Annotated in this window: 14 protein-coding genes; 6 read left to right on the top strand and 8 right to left on the bottom strand. The window is 33.2% G+C overall.

Annotation, left to right across the window (positions count from 1 at the left end; translation table 11 throughout):
* Positions 1-254 precede the first annotated feature (254 nt).
* The 7 genes from B0M43_RS02670 to B0M43_RS02640 form a co-directional block, all read right to left on the bottom strand.
* The gene (locus tag B0M43_RS02670; RefSeq protein WP_078006936.1) at positions 255-695 is read right to left on the bottom strand and encodes a hypothetical protein; all 441 of its coding nucleotides are present in this window, start codon (positions 693-695) and stop codon (positions 255-257) included.
* A gap of 227 nt (positions 696-922) precedes the next feature.
* The gene (locus B0M43_RS02665; RefSeq protein WP_078006937.1) at positions 923-2,374 is read right to left on the bottom strand and encodes a serine hydrolase; all 1,452 of its coding nucleotides are present in this window, start codon (positions 2,372-2,374) and stop codon (positions 923-925) included.
* A gap of 155 nt (positions 2,375-2,529) precedes the next feature.
* A complete protein-coding gene (locus tag B0M43_RS02660) occupies positions 2,530-3,030 on the bottom strand; it encodes a nuclear transport factor 2 family protein (protein ID WP_078006938.1) in 501 nt (166 codons plus the stop codon).
* A gap of 2 nt (positions 3,031-3,032) precedes the next feature.
* The gene (locus B0M43_RS02655; protein ID WP_078006939.1) at positions 3,033-4,544 is read right to left on the bottom strand and encodes a serine hydrolase; all 1,512 of its coding nucleotides are present in this window, start codon (positions 4,542-4,544) and stop codon (positions 3,033-3,035) included.
* 77 nt (positions 4,545-4,621) lie between these two features.
* Positions 4,622-5,428 (bottom strand): helix-turn-helix domain-containing protein, encoded by an 807-nt coding sequence (locus B0M43_RS02650; RefSeq protein WP_078006940.1) that lies wholly within the window; start codon positions 5,426-5,428, stop codon positions 4,622-4,624.
* A gap of 24 nt (positions 5,429-5,452) precedes the next feature.
* A complete protein-coding gene (locus B0M43_RS02645; RefSeq protein WP_078006941.1) occupies positions 5,453-6,235 on the bottom strand; it encodes a hypothetical protein in 783 nt (260 codons plus the stop codon).
* A 98-nt stretch (positions 6,236-6,333) separates the two neighbouring features.
* Entirely contained in the window at positions 6,334-6,927 is a 594-nt protein-coding gene (locus B0M43_RS02640) for a GNAT family N-acetyltransferase (protein WP_078006942.1), read from the bottom strand.
* A gap of 450 nt (positions 6,928-7,377) precedes the next feature.
* Here B0M43_RS02640 and B0M43_RS02635 point away from each other — a divergent pair, with 450 nt between their 5' ends.
* Positions 7,378-8,718, top strand: a complete 1,341-nt coding sequence (locus B0M43_RS02635) for an NAD(P)/FAD-dependent oxidoreductase (protein ID WP_078006943.1) — start codon at positions 7,378-7,380, stop codon at positions 8,716-8,718.
* A 132-nt stretch (positions 8,719-8,850) separates the two neighbouring features.
* On the opposite strand, the gene B0M43_RS02630 is transcribed toward B0M43_RS02635, so the two are convergent.
* Positions 8,851-10,368: a helicase HerA-like domain-containing protein gene (locus B0M43_RS02630; protein ID WP_078006944.1), complete on the bottom strand. Its 1,518-nt coding sequence runs from the start codon at positions 10,366-10,368 to the stop codon at positions 8,851-8,853.
* A 379-nt stretch (positions 10,369-10,747) separates the two neighbouring features.
* On the opposite strand from B0M43_RS02630, the gene B0M43_RS02625 reads away from it, so the two are divergent.
* From B0M43_RS02625 to B0M43_RS02605, 5 genes are read left to right on the top strand one after another with little or no spacing between them, the layout of a single operon-like run.
* Positions 10,748-11,572 (top strand): MotA/TolQ/ExbB proton channel family protein, encoded by an 825-nt coding sequence (locus B0M43_RS02625; protein WP_065448545.1) that lies wholly within the window; start codon positions 10,748-10,750, stop codon positions 11,570-11,572.
* Positions 11,573-11,628: 56 nt separating this feature from the next.
* Positions 11,629-12,255 carry a biopolymer transporter ExbD gene (locus tag B0M43_RS02620; protein ID WP_065448544.1) on the top strand — a complete coding sequence of 209 codons (627 nt, stop codon included), beginning with the start codon at positions 11,629-11,631 and terminating at the stop codon, positions 12,253-12,255.
* A gap of 19 nt (positions 12,256-12,274) precedes the next feature.
* On the top strand, positions 12,275-12,835 hold the full coding sequence (locus tag B0M43_RS02615; RefSeq protein ID WP_078006945.1) for a biopolymer transporter ExbD: 561 nt from the start codon (positions 12,275-12,277) through the stop codon (positions 12,833-12,835).
* A gap of 36 nt (positions 12,836-12,871) precedes the next feature.
* Complete coding sequence (locus tag B0M43_RS02610) at positions 12,872-13,672, top strand: energy transducer TonB (RefSeq protein WP_078006946.1); 801 nt, start codon at positions 12,872-12,874, stop codon at positions 13,670-13,672.
* Entirely contained in the window at positions 13,672-13,902 is a 231-nt protein-coding gene (locus B0M43_RS02605; protein WP_065448541.1) for a hypothetical protein, read from the top strand. Before B0M43_RS02610 ends, B0M43_RS02605 begins: the two co-directional genes overlap by 1 nt.
* The last annotated feature ends 1 nt before the right edge of the window (position 13,903 follow it).

Here is a 13,903-nt window from a genome sequence, read left to right as displayed (position 1 = left end):
TGCTTGTGTGGTTTTACCGCAAAGCGCGCAAAGTTTTTACGCAAAGATTCGCAAAGTTTTTTAACCTTTTATGGCTATGTCATAAAGAACGCAAAGCTTATGTATATAAGTTTGAATGTAAAGATCTTTGTCAAAGTTTTAAACTTTGACAAAGATTTCGGTATATAAAAAACCTTTGTCCCTTTGAGCCTTTGCAACTTTGAGACTTCTTATGAAAAAACCTTAGAACCTTAGTAGCTTAGCATCTCAGAATCTTATTTATATTTCCCCCGAACAATATCATTGGCAAATATTTCCAGGTTATAACCAAGAGCATCATTGGCAATCATAACGTTTGAAGCTTGATAGGCAGTATCCTGTTTGTATGTTTTTAAGAGTGTTTCTAATTCTATTTCGTTGTAAAACGCAAACATATTATAAACAGCGTCCCTGAAATTTTTGTAATTGATGGTTTCTGTTATTTCGACGGTTTTCTGGTCGTTCCATTTTTCTTTAAGGGCAGCTTCATTTATGGTTTCTAAGCAAAAATCTACCACGTAATTTTTGTAATGTGCTGCTTCAACAATTTTATCAATTATGATTTTATTTTGCTGAGTGGGCATTGGAACTGTTTTGGCAGCTGTTTGAGAATTACCAATGATTGGAATAAACAGGCATAGTAATGATACTAAAAGTTGCATCTTTAATTTTTTCATAGGTTTAAATAAATAGTGTTTACAGCTTTAAAAGTTGTAAATCAGGTTGATTTGGGTTTGGAATTATTTTTTTTCGGGCAGCGCTAAAATAGTTTTTTTATACCAAATATGGAATCAGAAAAAGACTTTTAAAACAAAAAAACTCCAATAATTTTGGCTAAAACCAGAATTATCGGAGTTGGTAAGATAAAGATTACCGCCATTGGGCTTGGTCTTTTTTTTAGTTGTTATTTTTTCAGAAGTTCTTCTAATGCTTTTTTACCTGCATCATTTGAAGGATCAAGTTCTACAGATTTTTTATAGTTTGTAATAGCTAAATTTTTGTTGCCATCTTTTAAATAAGCTTCGCCCAAACTGTCATAAACATTTCCTGATTTTGGATACGTTTCTGCATTTATTCTGAAAACTTCTATGGCTTCCTTCGTTTTTCCGTTTTGAAGCAATTCATATCCAACTCTATTCATTTCTCCTTCAGAAATGTTATAAACAGGATCATTTTTAAGCTTTTTGTAGGTATTTAAACCGCTTGTAACTCCTTGTTCTGAAAAGGTATCCAGTAATTCAAATGCTAACGACATTTTAGGCGCTTTAAAAGTTTGATTGTACAAAATAGCACGAATAGATTGGCTGATTTCATTTAAAACCGTTCCGCCTGTATTATTCAATAAAACGATAAGATTTTTATCTTTTGGAATTCTGTAAATGATAGTGTTAAATCCGTTAATGCCGCCACCGTGTTCTGTAACTTTTACTTTGCCCGATGCTCCATCAGTTTCGTCTATAAACCATCCATAGCCATAAGATGATTGTCCGGTTTTGATATATGAATGAAATAAAGATTCCATTGATTTTGATGAAAGTAACTTATTTGTATAAAGCGCCTGATCCCAAAGATAAATATCTTCTACAGTAGAATACAATGAACCCGCAGCATACGGAATACTCATGTCGAGGTAAGGAGCATTTCTAATTTTTTTACCTCTTTTTTCATAACCCGCAGCTCTGTTTTTCAAAATAACATCGGCATGATCATAACCGGAATTAACCATTTTTAGCGGAGTCAGAATAGTTTCCTGTAAATATTGCTCGTATGATTTTCCGGAAACTTTTTCTATAATATATCCCAATAAAAAATATCCCGAATTACTATAATTGAATTTTTCGCCAGGTGTAAATTCCAGTGGCAGATCGCAAAACGTTTTTACGAATTCTTCGGGAGTATAAGGATTTCTGCTTTTATCTTTAAAGAAATTAGGAAGAGAAGTGTAATTAGGAATTCCCGATGTATGGGTAAGCAAATGATGAATCGTTATTTTATCACCCGTTGCTTTTGGATAATTGGGCAAATAAGTGGTGATAGGAACATCCAGTTTTAGTTTGCCATCTTCGGCTAATTTTACAATTAAGAAAGCTGTAAATTGTTTGCTGATAGAACCAAGTCTAAATTTGGTATCCGGCTGATTGGGAATATTCCATTCCATATTGGCGGAGCCAAATCCTTTTTTGAGAATTACTTTTCCGTTTTCGGCAACAAGTGCAGAGCCGTTAAACTGACCGTACTGATTGTACTTGATAATAAGCTCTTCAATTTGTTTTGCTTTGTCTTGCGAAAAAGAAACATTGAAAACAAAAAGGAAAACAAAAAAAGTGTAAACAGCTAGTTTGATTGGTTTTTTCATAATGATTGATTTTGATTGATGACTGAAACTTTAATAATCACTTGTGAGTAAGATGGTGTCTTTTGGTTAGACGACTAATTTTTAATTAGGTTTCAGGATAAATCAATTTTTTTTCATTTTTCTTTTAAAGAGAAGATTACAGCACAAACCAAAAATTACTTTTTGATAGGCCTATGCTCATAACTCACAATTCTTTTCAATTTCCAGTCCTTATCTTTTCTTTCCCAGATATGAATAAATTTACCGGTTCCTTCCGGTTTTCCATCAACATAAAAAGTATGTTCTCCTATTTGCACTGCTCCAAAATCGCCCAATTTGTCCACGGTGCAAGAGTCTAGTTTTCGGGTTAGTTTTTCAGGTCTGTTACATTTTGAGTTTAGTGATTTTATTTCATTTTCTTTCGAAACGTTTAAGCCAAAGCGGTCGTCATAAAACTCAACATCATCAGCTATTATTTTTTTAAATTGAGCCGCATCGCATTGATTAAATGCAACATCAAAAAGCAAACTGTCCATCTTAATGATTTCAGTTTTTAAAAGATCTTCCTGTAGTATTTCGCTGTTGGTTTGTGCGGTTGCTTGCCTGCTTAGAAAAAAAATAAAAAGGACTATTACATTTACCATAGGTATCGTTGTTATGTTTTTGTTATTGTCCATTTTTATCTTGTTTCTATTTCAATTATTTTCTTTCCATTTTCGCCCAAATAATGATTCACTATTTTTTCATAAACTTTGTAACCGTCATCTACATTGGTAAAAATAACTAAGCCTTGTTTGGTTTTTGGTAATAATAAAAAAATGGTCTGCACACCTTGGTCTGCACCGCCATGTGACAGTGCGTAATTATTATTTCCTAAATCATAGATTTCAAAACCCAGTCCGAAATATTTATTTTTCTTAGTTTCAACCTGATGCGATGTCATGTCCTCAAATACTTTTTTGCTTAATCCATCACTATTCATAACGCTGCATAAAAATGTACCGTAATCTTCAATTGTCGTTAGCAGATCGTCAGCGGCATTTACAGTTTTATTTTTAATAGGTTCGTAGGCATTTCCTTTATTGTCGTAACCAATTGCATATCGCGAAACATCGGTAATGTCATTCCAGACAAATTTAGTATCCGTCATTTTTAGCGGTTTGATAATTAATTCATCTGCTAACTGTTGTAACGTTTTATTGAATTTCTTTTCAAGAGCTTTTCTCAAATATTCAAATCCTTCGCCTGAATATTGATATTTGGTTCCGGGTTTGAATTTAAAGTCTAGTTTACCGGATTCATTCATAAATCTCCAATTCGGAAAACCGGTTTGATGGCTTAAAATAATTCTTGCTGTCAGCAGTTTTATGTTAGGATCGTTTGCAATATCAGGATCTGTCCAATACTTGTACAAAGGCTCGTCTAAACTAAATTTTCCTGCGCTTGCCAGTTTCAACGCGACCATTGCCGTTACTGGTTTGGTCAGCGAAGCAACATTCCAAATCGTATTGTAAGGTGCTGTAAGTCCTTTTTTAAGTTCGCCAAATACCTTTATTTGCTGCAGTTTTCCGTTGTTGATGATACCAATTCCTAGAGTTGGCACATTGTTTTGTTTTAGCCATTTTTCAGTTTCATCATCACTATCAAATAGATTCGATTTATCTGTGGTAGTGCTAATCATTTTATGATCATAACTAAGCGATCGTGCTAATTTCCATTCTTTGTTTTTGAGCAGCCAAAGATGAGTGAATTTCGCAAAACTTCCTGGTTCTTCTGGTTTTCCAGGTGATTTTTCAAAAAAACGATGCGTTGACATTTGTATCGCGCCGTACAAAATACCGTTTTTATTGTGCAACGGATAAATCTCTGTACTTCCGTCAATTAATTCTCTGCGGTAATTGTATTTTCGTGTTGGTGAGCATATTCCGTTTTTAAGATTGTATAAGAATTTGGCTTTGTCCGAAACACTGTCTTTATCGTGATAAAATTCGAAATCGGCCGTGTATAAATCTTCAAATTGTTTTATGTCACAGGTATTAAAGCCAACATTAAAAAGAAGGCTGTCTTTTGACATAATAATCTTGTAGAGTTCAGAGTTTTTTTCTTCCTGAGAAAATCCAATATGGAATTGGAAGAGCAGTATTCCAACTAAAACCCATTTTAGCTGAAAAAATGATTTGTTGATTTTCATTTTTGATTGATTTGATTGATTGATGATTTTGCAATATTACCTAAAACATTGCTCGCAAAATTGTACAAATGCGAATATTATCTTTTTTTCGAAAGAAAATAGGAATCGGAATTGAACATTTTTGGGGTTGTTTTGGTTACATCTTTAAACTTCTTGATGAAATGTGACTGATCAAAATATTTGTTGTAAAGCGCAACATCAGTCAGTTTTAGTTTCTCTAAATCAGAATTCACCATTTGATCTACTGATTTTCTAAACTTCAGAATCTGAATGTAATTTTTGATGGTAAGTCCGGTTGCCGTTTTAAATTTAATTTGAAGCGACCTTTGTGAAGAATTCATGTTTTTTCCTATTTCCGAAACCGAAATTTCTTCATTTTGAATTTTAATGATTTCGCAAATTTTTTCGATTGTGTTTTTGTGTGGGTGTGTAGTACTTAATTCCTCAAAATAAGAATTAATTGTATCTAATAATACAAGAATATCGCTGCTTAGATCCGTTTCGATTTTAGTTTGAAAAGGCAATTCGGCAGCATCAATTTTAAGAATAGCGTCTGTAAAATTACTCAAATCATAATCTGGAAACATCGAAAGCGTCCAGGCATGTAGTTGAATTATCGTGACCTTTGTTTTGGATTGTATATTAACCAAAACTTTATTGGTCATTTGCGAACAAAAGTAAAATCCTTCGTTCATTTCATACTTACTTTTGCTTGTATGAACTTCTATGGCATTTCCGCTTACGATTGCGAGATTAAAACAGCCGTTGGGAAGAACGAGTTTGTTTTCGATTAGGCTTTCGCCGATGCTGTTATCAAGACACCAAATTTTATTGACGAACCTTTCAGCTTTTTGACTTACGTAATGTTCTGAATATAGGTTCATTTTGGAGTAATTATTATGCTTGTTTTAGATTTTGCGATATTCAATTATTGTTTCGCTTTGAATCTTTCTCCCATTTTTTTCAATAATCTTTACTGGATAATTGCTAGAGTTGTATTCGTATTCATAAGTATATGATTTGCCATTGATGTTACAAGATATAATATTATTTTTGGAGATTTTGTATACTTTTAAATAGGCATCGGGATAGATTAAGCTAAAAGGATTTTTTTTATCGTCGTAGGTCTTGTAATAATCGTACTCTCTGGCTATAAAATCTTTTTTATTGTAGAGATTTCCGTTTTTGTCATACTTGTATTTTTTCTCAATTAATGTAATTCCGTCTTGTATTTCTTTTTCTGTTATAAGCTGTTGGGCATCATTGTAAGTGAAATAATGAATACGCTTTAATCCGTTACATTCTTTGCTTAGGGTGATAATTAAATTAGCATCATCATAATTATAAATAGCATTTACATTTTCTGTAGGCGGATTTATAATCTTCTTTTTATCATGTCTTAAAGTGGTGTAAAAAAGATTCATTTGTTTTAGATTCCCGTTTTCGTATTTCACTTCAACATCTTCTATGAAATCTCCGTTTTGTGTTGTCTCTATTTTTGAAACTAAATTATTTTCATAAGTAAAAAGTACTATTTGTTCATTCTGAAAAAGACCATCTTCATAATTTTTAATCGTTTTTTTTATAACTTTTAAGCTATCATTTAGGTTGTTGTTGTTTAATTGAATTCTGTCCTGTGAATGACAGATTGATCCAACGAATAAAAATAGAAAGAAAGTGATTCTTTTCATGGATGGTTTTTTAATTATAAATTGTATTTAAAAAATTGAAAATAAGGGTTTTGAATTGTTTTTTTAAAGCTAAAGTAATGCTTTTATACGAAGAAAAATTATAAAAATTCTCCAAAATAATCTCGTTTATTATTCTCCCATTCCTCCACAATCAAGCTATAATAAACATCATCTTTACTCTTTCCTTCAGAATCGACATAGTTCTTTCTAAAGATTCCTTCTTTTACAGCGCCTAATTTTTCAATAGCTTTTTGAGATTTTTTATTTTCCAAATCAGCACTAAATTGTATTCTTCTGAATTGAATGTTTTCGAAACCAAAATTCAGTAATTCGTACTTGCACGCTTTGTTTAAACCAGTTCCCTGAAAATCTTTTCCGTACCAGGTCCAGCCAATTTCGCATTTCTGGCTTGCGTGGTTTAGGTAACCGTAACGAGTACTTCCTGCAACTTTGTTTGTGGCTTTGTCAATTATTAAAAACGGATAACAAATTCCGTCTGCTTTTTGTTGTAAAGTATTTTTGATATAATTTTCGAAATCAGCATCGTTTCTAACATACATTCCCATGAATTTCCAGATTTCATCGTCGAAGATAATTTCTTTGAGTTCGATGTTTCTTTCGTTTTCAAATGGAAGTAATAATACTTTTTCGTTTTCGAGAATGATATCAGATTTTAATAGTTCGCTGTTCATGGTCTTTTATTTGGGTGAAGTAGTCCGTTTATTGCCCACGGATTTTACTGGTTGAACAGATGGACACGGATTTTTTTTTAGCGATGTGCTTTAGGTTTTAATAAAAAAAACTGCGTAAATCCGTTCAACCCGTCAAATCCGTGGGCTTAATTTTTTTCTCATCAAGCGAAAGTAGGCTTTTTCGGATTTCTAATAAATCTATAAAAACATAAATTTGTTATGAAAACTTGTATTGCATTAGGGCTTGAATCGGTATCTCCCGATTTTAGAAAAACAAGGCTTTTTAGCCGTAGTTTTTGTTAATCGAGAATATCGCTGATAGCCCGACCCGCTTTTTTCGGCGGGTCATGCCCAAATAATTATAACGAATAAGGGTAAATATTTACTTTATTTTAAAGCTCTTGTGTAATTATTACTTATTTTTACGATCTTATATTTAGATTTTTCTTGATGCAAACTCCACTAAAAATTGCTGTTGTAGGTTCTGGATTGGTAGGATCACTATTGGCAATTTATCTCAAAAAAGCAGGTCACACCGTTCATGTTTATGATCGTAGTCCTGATATTCGTAAAATTAATTTTTCGGGTCGTTCTATCAATTTGGCAATGTCTAACCGTGGCTGGAAAGCGCTTGATGGCGTTGGTGTTGGCGATTCGGTGCGTGAAATCGCAATTCCGATGGATAAACGTGCCATTCATTTGGTAGATAAACTCAATTTTCAGAATTACGGGCAGGAAGGTGAGTCGATTTATTCGATTTCCAGAGGCGCTTTAAACAGGAAAATGATTGATCTTGCTGAAGCCGCAGGAGCTGAATTTTTGTTTGAACAAAAAATCTGGGATGTGACGCTAAGCGATGCAACTTTGCATATTGGTGAAACCGAAAGAGGCGAGTGGGAGGAGAAAAAATACGATATGGTTTTTGGTGCCGATGGTGCTTTTTCCAGAATTCGTCACAGAATGCAACGCCAGAGCATGTTTAATTATTCGCAGGAATTTTTGAATATGGGGTATAAGGAACTGAATATTCCGGCAAATGCCGATGCGACGCACAAACTGGATAAAAATTCATTTCATATTTGGCCGCGCGGAGAATATATGTTGATTGCGCTTCCTAATCTTGACGGAAGTTTTACGTGTACTTTATTCATGCCTTTTGAAGGTGAAAATTCGTTTGCATCACTTACCGATCGCAAAATGGTCGAAGATTTCTTTGAGAAAAACTTCCCGGATTCGATTGAAGTGATTCCGAAACTGGCAGAAGATTTCTTTAAAAATCCAACCAGTACTTTGGTAACCATGAAATGTTTTCCCTGGACATATGAAGATAAAATTGCTTTGATTGGAGACGCCTGTCATGCTATTGTTCCGTTTTACGGACAAGGAATGAATGCAGGTTTTGAAGACATAACGGTTTTAAACGAAATGATCGAAAAGTACGGAAATGACTGGAAGAAAATTTTCTCTGAGTATCAAATTTCACGTAAACCAAATGCTGATGCTATTGCAGAACTTTCGTATCGCAATTTTATGGAAATGAGCACAAAAACGGCCGATGAAAAATTCTTGTTGCAAAAGAAAATAGAAAAAGCATTCTCTGATAAATATCCTGATAAATGGATTCCGCTTTACAGCCGTGTTACTTTTAGTGATCGACCTTACGCCGAAGCTTTGGCGATAGGCGATTTTCAAAACGGAATTATGGAAGAAATTCTAAAACTGGAGAATATCGAAAACATTTGGAACACACCCCAAATCGAAAATAAAATTCTGGAGTTGTTGCAAAAATAATTGCAATATCAAAAAACAATATCAATGTCAAAAATCAATGGTATTTGCAATTTAAAATTGTAATTGAGTTTTGATATTGATATTGTAATTGATTTTTGACATTGATATTGTAATTGTTTTTTGATATTGAATTTACTTTTTAAATATTTTTGATAAAACTCCAAAAACACCTCTGATAAAAGTAGCGCTTGTTACCACTTTCAAAACTGATTTTGTTACCACACTCGTCGTACTCGGTTCAGCTTTTGATGATTTTGTTGGCGCTTGTTGTTCTTGTTCTGCGTTCGCCTGAACGGCATCCATAATTTTTTTGTTTAGAATTTCATAAGCACTTTCGCGATCAATTTCTTCGGCGTATTTTTTTACTAGTTTCGATTTGCTGTTAATAGCCGCAATTTCATCAGAAGTCAAAACGTCCATTCGGCTCATTGGTGCACGCATCATGGTAGCAACAAGCGGAGTTGGAATTCCTTTTTCATTAAGTGCCGTAACCAGAGCTTCTCCAATTCCTAAATTGGTTAGCAATTCATCTGTTTTGTAATATTGTGAAGTAGGATAATTGTCGGCTGTTTTTTTTATCGCCTGACGATCATTTGCAGTAAAAGCCCTTAGAGCATGTTGAATTTTCAAACCCAATTGTGCCAAAACGCCACTAGGAACATCCATTGGATTTTGGGTAACAAAATAAATACCAACACCTTTAGAACGTATCAGTTTTACAATCGTTTCAATTTGTTCCAATAAGGCTTTGCTCGCTTCATTAAAGATCAAATGCGCCTCGTCGATAAATATCACTAATTCTGGTTGCGAAACATCTCCTTTTTCAGGCATTTGCTGGTAAATTTCGGCCAGTAAACTCAGCATGAAAGTCGAAAATAATTTTGGTTTATCCTGAATATCAGTCAAACGAATGATATTTACATATCCTTTTCCGTTTTCATCAATTCGCATTAAATCATCAATTTCAAAAGATAATTCTCCAAAAAAGAGATCTCCTCCCTGCTGTTCTAATTCTATTATTTTTCGTAAAATAGTTCCTGTCGTAGCAGTAGAAATTTTGCCATAATTGGCCGATATTTCGTTTTTACCTTCTTCGGTGATATAATTGATAACTTTTTTTATGTCTTTTAAATCTAACAAAGGCATATTGTTATCATCGCAGTATTTGAAAATAACAGCAACAACGCCAGCCTGGGTATCATTTAGATCTAAAATTCGGGAAAATAAAACAGGGCCAAATTCAGAAACTGTCGCTCTTAATCGAACTCCGTTTTGCTTGGATAAAGACATTAATTCCACTGGAAATGAAGCAACATTATACGGGATATTTATTTTAGCATGTCGTTCTGTAATAAAACCTTCTTCTTTTCCTTCTTTTGCAATTCCGCTAAAATCCCCTTTTATATCCATCATTAAAACAGGAATTCCGGCATTTGATAACTGTTCAGAAAAAAACTGAATTGTTTTTGTTTTTCCTGTTCCGGTTGCACCTGCTATTAATCCGTGACGATTTAGTGTTTTTAGTGGGATTTTAACGTGAGCCTCAGCAATTGCTTCTCCGTCAAGTAATGCTCCACCCAAAATTATATTATCTCCTTTAGATGCATAACCATTGTTTATATCTTGAATGAAATTGTCTTTTTTATTCATGTTTTATTTGTAATTTAGATGATTATAAGAGTATTGCTTGATTTTTTAACATTTTACGTTCGTTTTTTTTAGTAAGAAAAAGCTTTTAGTGGTTGAAAATTATATAAAAAATAATTTCGCAACTTTTTAAGAAGATATCAACGGAATGTTTGAATATTTACTAAAACGTTGTAATTTTCCCATTAATCGCCTTGTTTTTTGTTTTATCTAAAAAATGACGCCGGCAATTTAATGAGATATTTTTTAAATCGACGTTAAATTTCATTCAATTAAATTAAAAAAAGTTTTTTTATTTAAACTAAACGTATAAATTTGCTCCTCTACAAGTTAAATATAACTAAAAAATAAAAATTATTTAAAACTATTAAAATTAAAAAAAATGGCAAACGTTAAAGTTAAAAAAGAAAGCACTTCAAATGGAGGAGGAATGATTACAGGAATCATTATTGTAGCGTGTATTTTAGTTGGGGTGTTTATTTGGAAAGTAATCATGGGAGATGCTGCTAACTTCGAAGGAGGTAATCCAGAAACAGGTCACCCGATCAATACATTAGGTCAAGTTTATAAAGGAGGTTTTATTGTACCGGTATTATTAGGTATGTTTTTAATGGTTGTTGTTTTTTCTATTGAAAGATTTATCGTTATTGGTAAAGCTGCTGGTAAAGCAAACTTAGATACATTTATGAAAAATGTACAAGGAAACATTAAAGAAGGAAACATCGAGGCTGCAATCGCTTCATGTGACAAACAACAAGGTTCAGTTGCAAATGCAATTAAATCTGCTTTGGTAAAATACCAAGACGTTAAAAAAGAAGGTTTCAACAGTGAAGAAGCTGCAGAAGTAATCCACAAAGAAATCGAAGAGGCAACTTCATTAGAAATGCCAATGTTAGAAAAAAATATGACTATTATCTCTACTTTAGTATCTTTAGGTACATTAGGAGGATTATTAGGAACTGTATCAGGTATGATTAAAGCGTTTGGTGCGTTAGCTTCTGCTGGAACTCCAGATCAGGCTGCTCTTGCAACAGGTATTTCTGAAGCACTTATCAACACTGCAACAGGTATCTCTACTTCAATCTTAGCGATCGTTTCTTATAACTTCTTTACTGCTAAAATTGATGATTTAACTTACTCTATCGATGAGGCTGGTACTACAATTGTAAATACTTACAGAAGATTCAGAGGAAGTTTGAAACAATAATTAATTTTTGATTAGTATTAATTACAATTAATTATATCAAAATAAAATAAAAGATAATGGCTAAAATAAAAATGAAAAAAAAGTCAACATCGACAGATATGACTGCCATGTGTGATGTTGCGTTCCTTTTGCTTACGTTCTTTATTTTGACCGCTACTGCTAAAGTGCCAGAAGCACTTCCTGTAGATATGCCTTCTTCTGTTGCTCAGTCTAAATTACCTGATTCAGATTTAGCTATCATTACAATAGGAAAAGGTGCTGACGGGAAAAGCAAAGTATTTTTTGACCTAAAAGGTAGAGAGATCCGTAAAAAGACTCTTGAAGGAATGGGAGCTAAATACGGTGTAGAATTTTCAGAAGATGATAAAACTAAATTTGCTTTAATGGATGACTTTGGTGTTCCATTGACAAATTTAAAACAGATCATTGATATGAAAGCGGCTGACAGAACAAAAGCGAATCAACCTGGAATTCCAATAGATTCTTTAGATAATCAATTAAAAGACTGGCTTTTGGTTTCAAGAAGAGCTTCGATTGATCTTGATGATAAAGAATTGAAAATTGCGATAAAAGGTGATGCTAAAGAACAATATCCACAAATCAAAAAGATAATGGATATTTTACAAGATCAGAAAATCAATTCCTTTAACTTAGTTACAGGTACGAGAGGAAAAGACTTTTAATTAAAAAATATACACTAAAATGGCTGAATTAAATACCGGCGACGGTGGTGGCGGAAAAGGTGGTAAAGTAAGAAGTAAAAAGCAGAATTCTAAAGTCGATTTAACGGCAATGGTGGATTTGGCATTCTTATTGATCACGTTCTTTATGCTAACCACATCGTTGTCAAAACCTCAAGCGATGGATTTGTCTCTGCCAGATAAAGATCCAGATCCTACTAAGAAAACGGAGGATACAAAAGTAGATGAGAATCGTACAATGACGGTTATGCTAGGTCAAGACAATAAAATGATTTATTATATGGGATTGCTTGCAACTCCTAAAGTAGGTCCTAAAGATATTGCCTATGGAAAAGACGGAATTCGTAAAGAATTATTAACTCAGAAAAAAGCAGTTTTAGCTTATTCTACAGCTTTAGGGAAACCTAAAAACGGAATTATAGTTATCATCAAGCCAACTAAAAAATCAAATTACCGTAATTTGGTTGATATTTTGGATGAGATGGCAATTTCAGGTGTAGAGACTTATGCTATTGTTCCTGAGTTTAGTCCAGAAGAAACGAAATTGATAGATAAAAAATAAGAGCAATCTTATTTTAATCCTTAATAATCAAGAAATATGAAACTAGATATAATTAAAAATCAGTGGCTTGATATCGTATTCGAAGGGCGTAATAAGATATATGGTGCATATGAGTTAAGAAAAGCTAACGGTAAGACGACTGTAAAGGCGCTTATTATTGGTTCACTTATCTTTAGCGCTGCTGTTGCAGCTCCTCTTATTGCAAGCTTCTTACCAGATTCTGAAGAAGAAGTGGTAAATAACGATATTAAAATCGCAACAGTAAAATTACCTCCTAAAAAAGAGGAAATTAAGCCAAATCAACCACCACCACCACCACCACCACCAAAAGTGGATCAGGTGAAGTTCGTGAAACCGGTAGTTGCTAAAGCAAATGAAATTACTGAAGACCCACCAAAAATTGTGGATCTTAAAGATAAAAAAGTAGGTAACGAAACTATCAAAGGAGATCCGGATGCAGTTTTAACTGTTGATGAACCTGTTGGTAAAGGACCGGTTACTGAGATCATTCAGGAAGATAACAATGTTTATAATACTGCAGGTATCGAAGTAAAACCAGATTTTCCTGGAGGAATCGAAAAGTTCTACAAATTCGTAGGAAATAATTACAAGACTCCCGAAGAAGAAGGTTTAAAAGGTAAAGTTTATGTTACTTTTGTAGTTGAAAAAGACGGTTCATTAACCGACATTAAAGTTTTAAGGGATATCGGTTACGGTACAGGAGCAGAAGCAATTCGTGTTCTTAAAAAATGTCCAAAATGGACTCCCGGCGAACAAAATGGTAAAAAAGTTAGGGTTCTTTACTCACTTCCTATTACTATTCAATCTGCAGAATAATGTTAAAAGATAAGTTTAATAATATTCAGAAGAAATCGCTCAAAGAGCGATTTCTTCTTGTTTTAGGAATAATGTTTTTTTTAATATATCTTGTACTAGGTTTAATGATTATGTTCTGGAAGAAACTTCCTTTAGATATGGAACCCAAATACAGATATGCTTTTGGCGGATTATTGATCGTATATTCAGGAATCCGTTTTTTAAGATTAATTAATTCAAATGCAGAATAAT

Origin of the sequence: Flavobacterium sp. KBS0721 (assembly GCF_002007065.3) — a bacterium.
Lineage (GTDB): Bacteria > Bacteroidota > Bacteroidia > Flavobacteriales > Flavobacteriaceae > Flavobacterium > Flavobacterium piscis.
Note: the sequence above shows the minus strand (reverse complement) of the source record. Positions and strands in the feature narration are given on the sequence as shown.

Bases quoted from the DNA above. Each gene is read 5' to 3' on its own strand.
- B0M43_RS02670 (WP_078006936.1), bottom strand. From the start codon at position 695: ATGAAAAAATTAAAGATGCAACTTTTAGTATCATTACTATGCCTGTTT.
- B0M43_RS02665 (WP_078006937.1), bottom strand. From the start codon at position 2,374: ATGAAAAAACCAATCAAACTAGCTGTTTACACTTTTTTTGTTTTCCTT.
- B0M43_RS02660 (WP_078006938.1), bottom strand. From the start codon at position 3,030: ATGGACAATAACAAAAACATAACAACGATACCTATGGTAAATGTAATA.
- B0M43_RS02655 (WP_078006939.1), bottom strand. From the start codon at position 4,544: ATGAAAATCAACAAATCATTTTTTCAGCTAAAATGGGTTTTAGTTGGA.
- B0M43_RS02650 (WP_078006940.1), bottom strand. From the start codon at position 5,428: ATGAACCTATATTCAGAACATTACGTAAGTCAAAAAGCTGAAAGGTTC.
- B0M43_RS02645 (WP_078006941.1), bottom strand. From the start codon at position 6,235: ATGAAAAGAATCACTTTCTTTCTATTTTTATTCGTTGGATCAATCTGT.
- B0M43_RS02640 (WP_078006942.1), bottom strand. From the start codon at position 6,927: ATGAACAGCGAACTATTAAAATCTGATATCATTCTCGAAAACGAAAAA.
- B0M43_RS02635 (WP_078006943.1), top strand. From the start codon at position 7,378: ATGCAAACTCCACTAAAAATTGCTGTTGTAGGTTCTGGATTGGTAGGA.
- B0M43_RS02630 (WP_078006944.1), bottom strand. From the start codon at position 10,368: ATGAATAAAAAAGACAATTTCATTCAAGATATAAACAATGGTTATGCA.
- B0M43_RS02625 (WP_065448545.1), top strand. From the start codon at position 10,748: ATGGCAAACGTTAAAGTTAAAAAAGAAAGCACTTCAAATGGAGGAGGA.
- B0M43_RS02620 (WP_065448544.1), top strand. From the start codon at position 11,629: ATGGCTAAAATAAAAATGAAAAAAAAGTCAACATCGACAGATATGACT.
- B0M43_RS02615 (WP_078006945.1), top strand. From the start codon at position 12,275: ATGGCTGAATTAAATACCGGCGACGGTGGTGGCGGAAAAGGTGGTAAA.
- B0M43_RS02610 (WP_078006946.1), top strand. From the start codon at position 12,872: ATGAAACTAGATATAATTAAAAATCAGTGGCTTGATATCGTATTCGAA.
- B0M43_RS02605 (WP_065448541.1), top strand. From the start codon at position 13,672: ATGTTAAAAGATAAGTTTAATAATATTCAGAAGAAATCGCTCAAAGAG.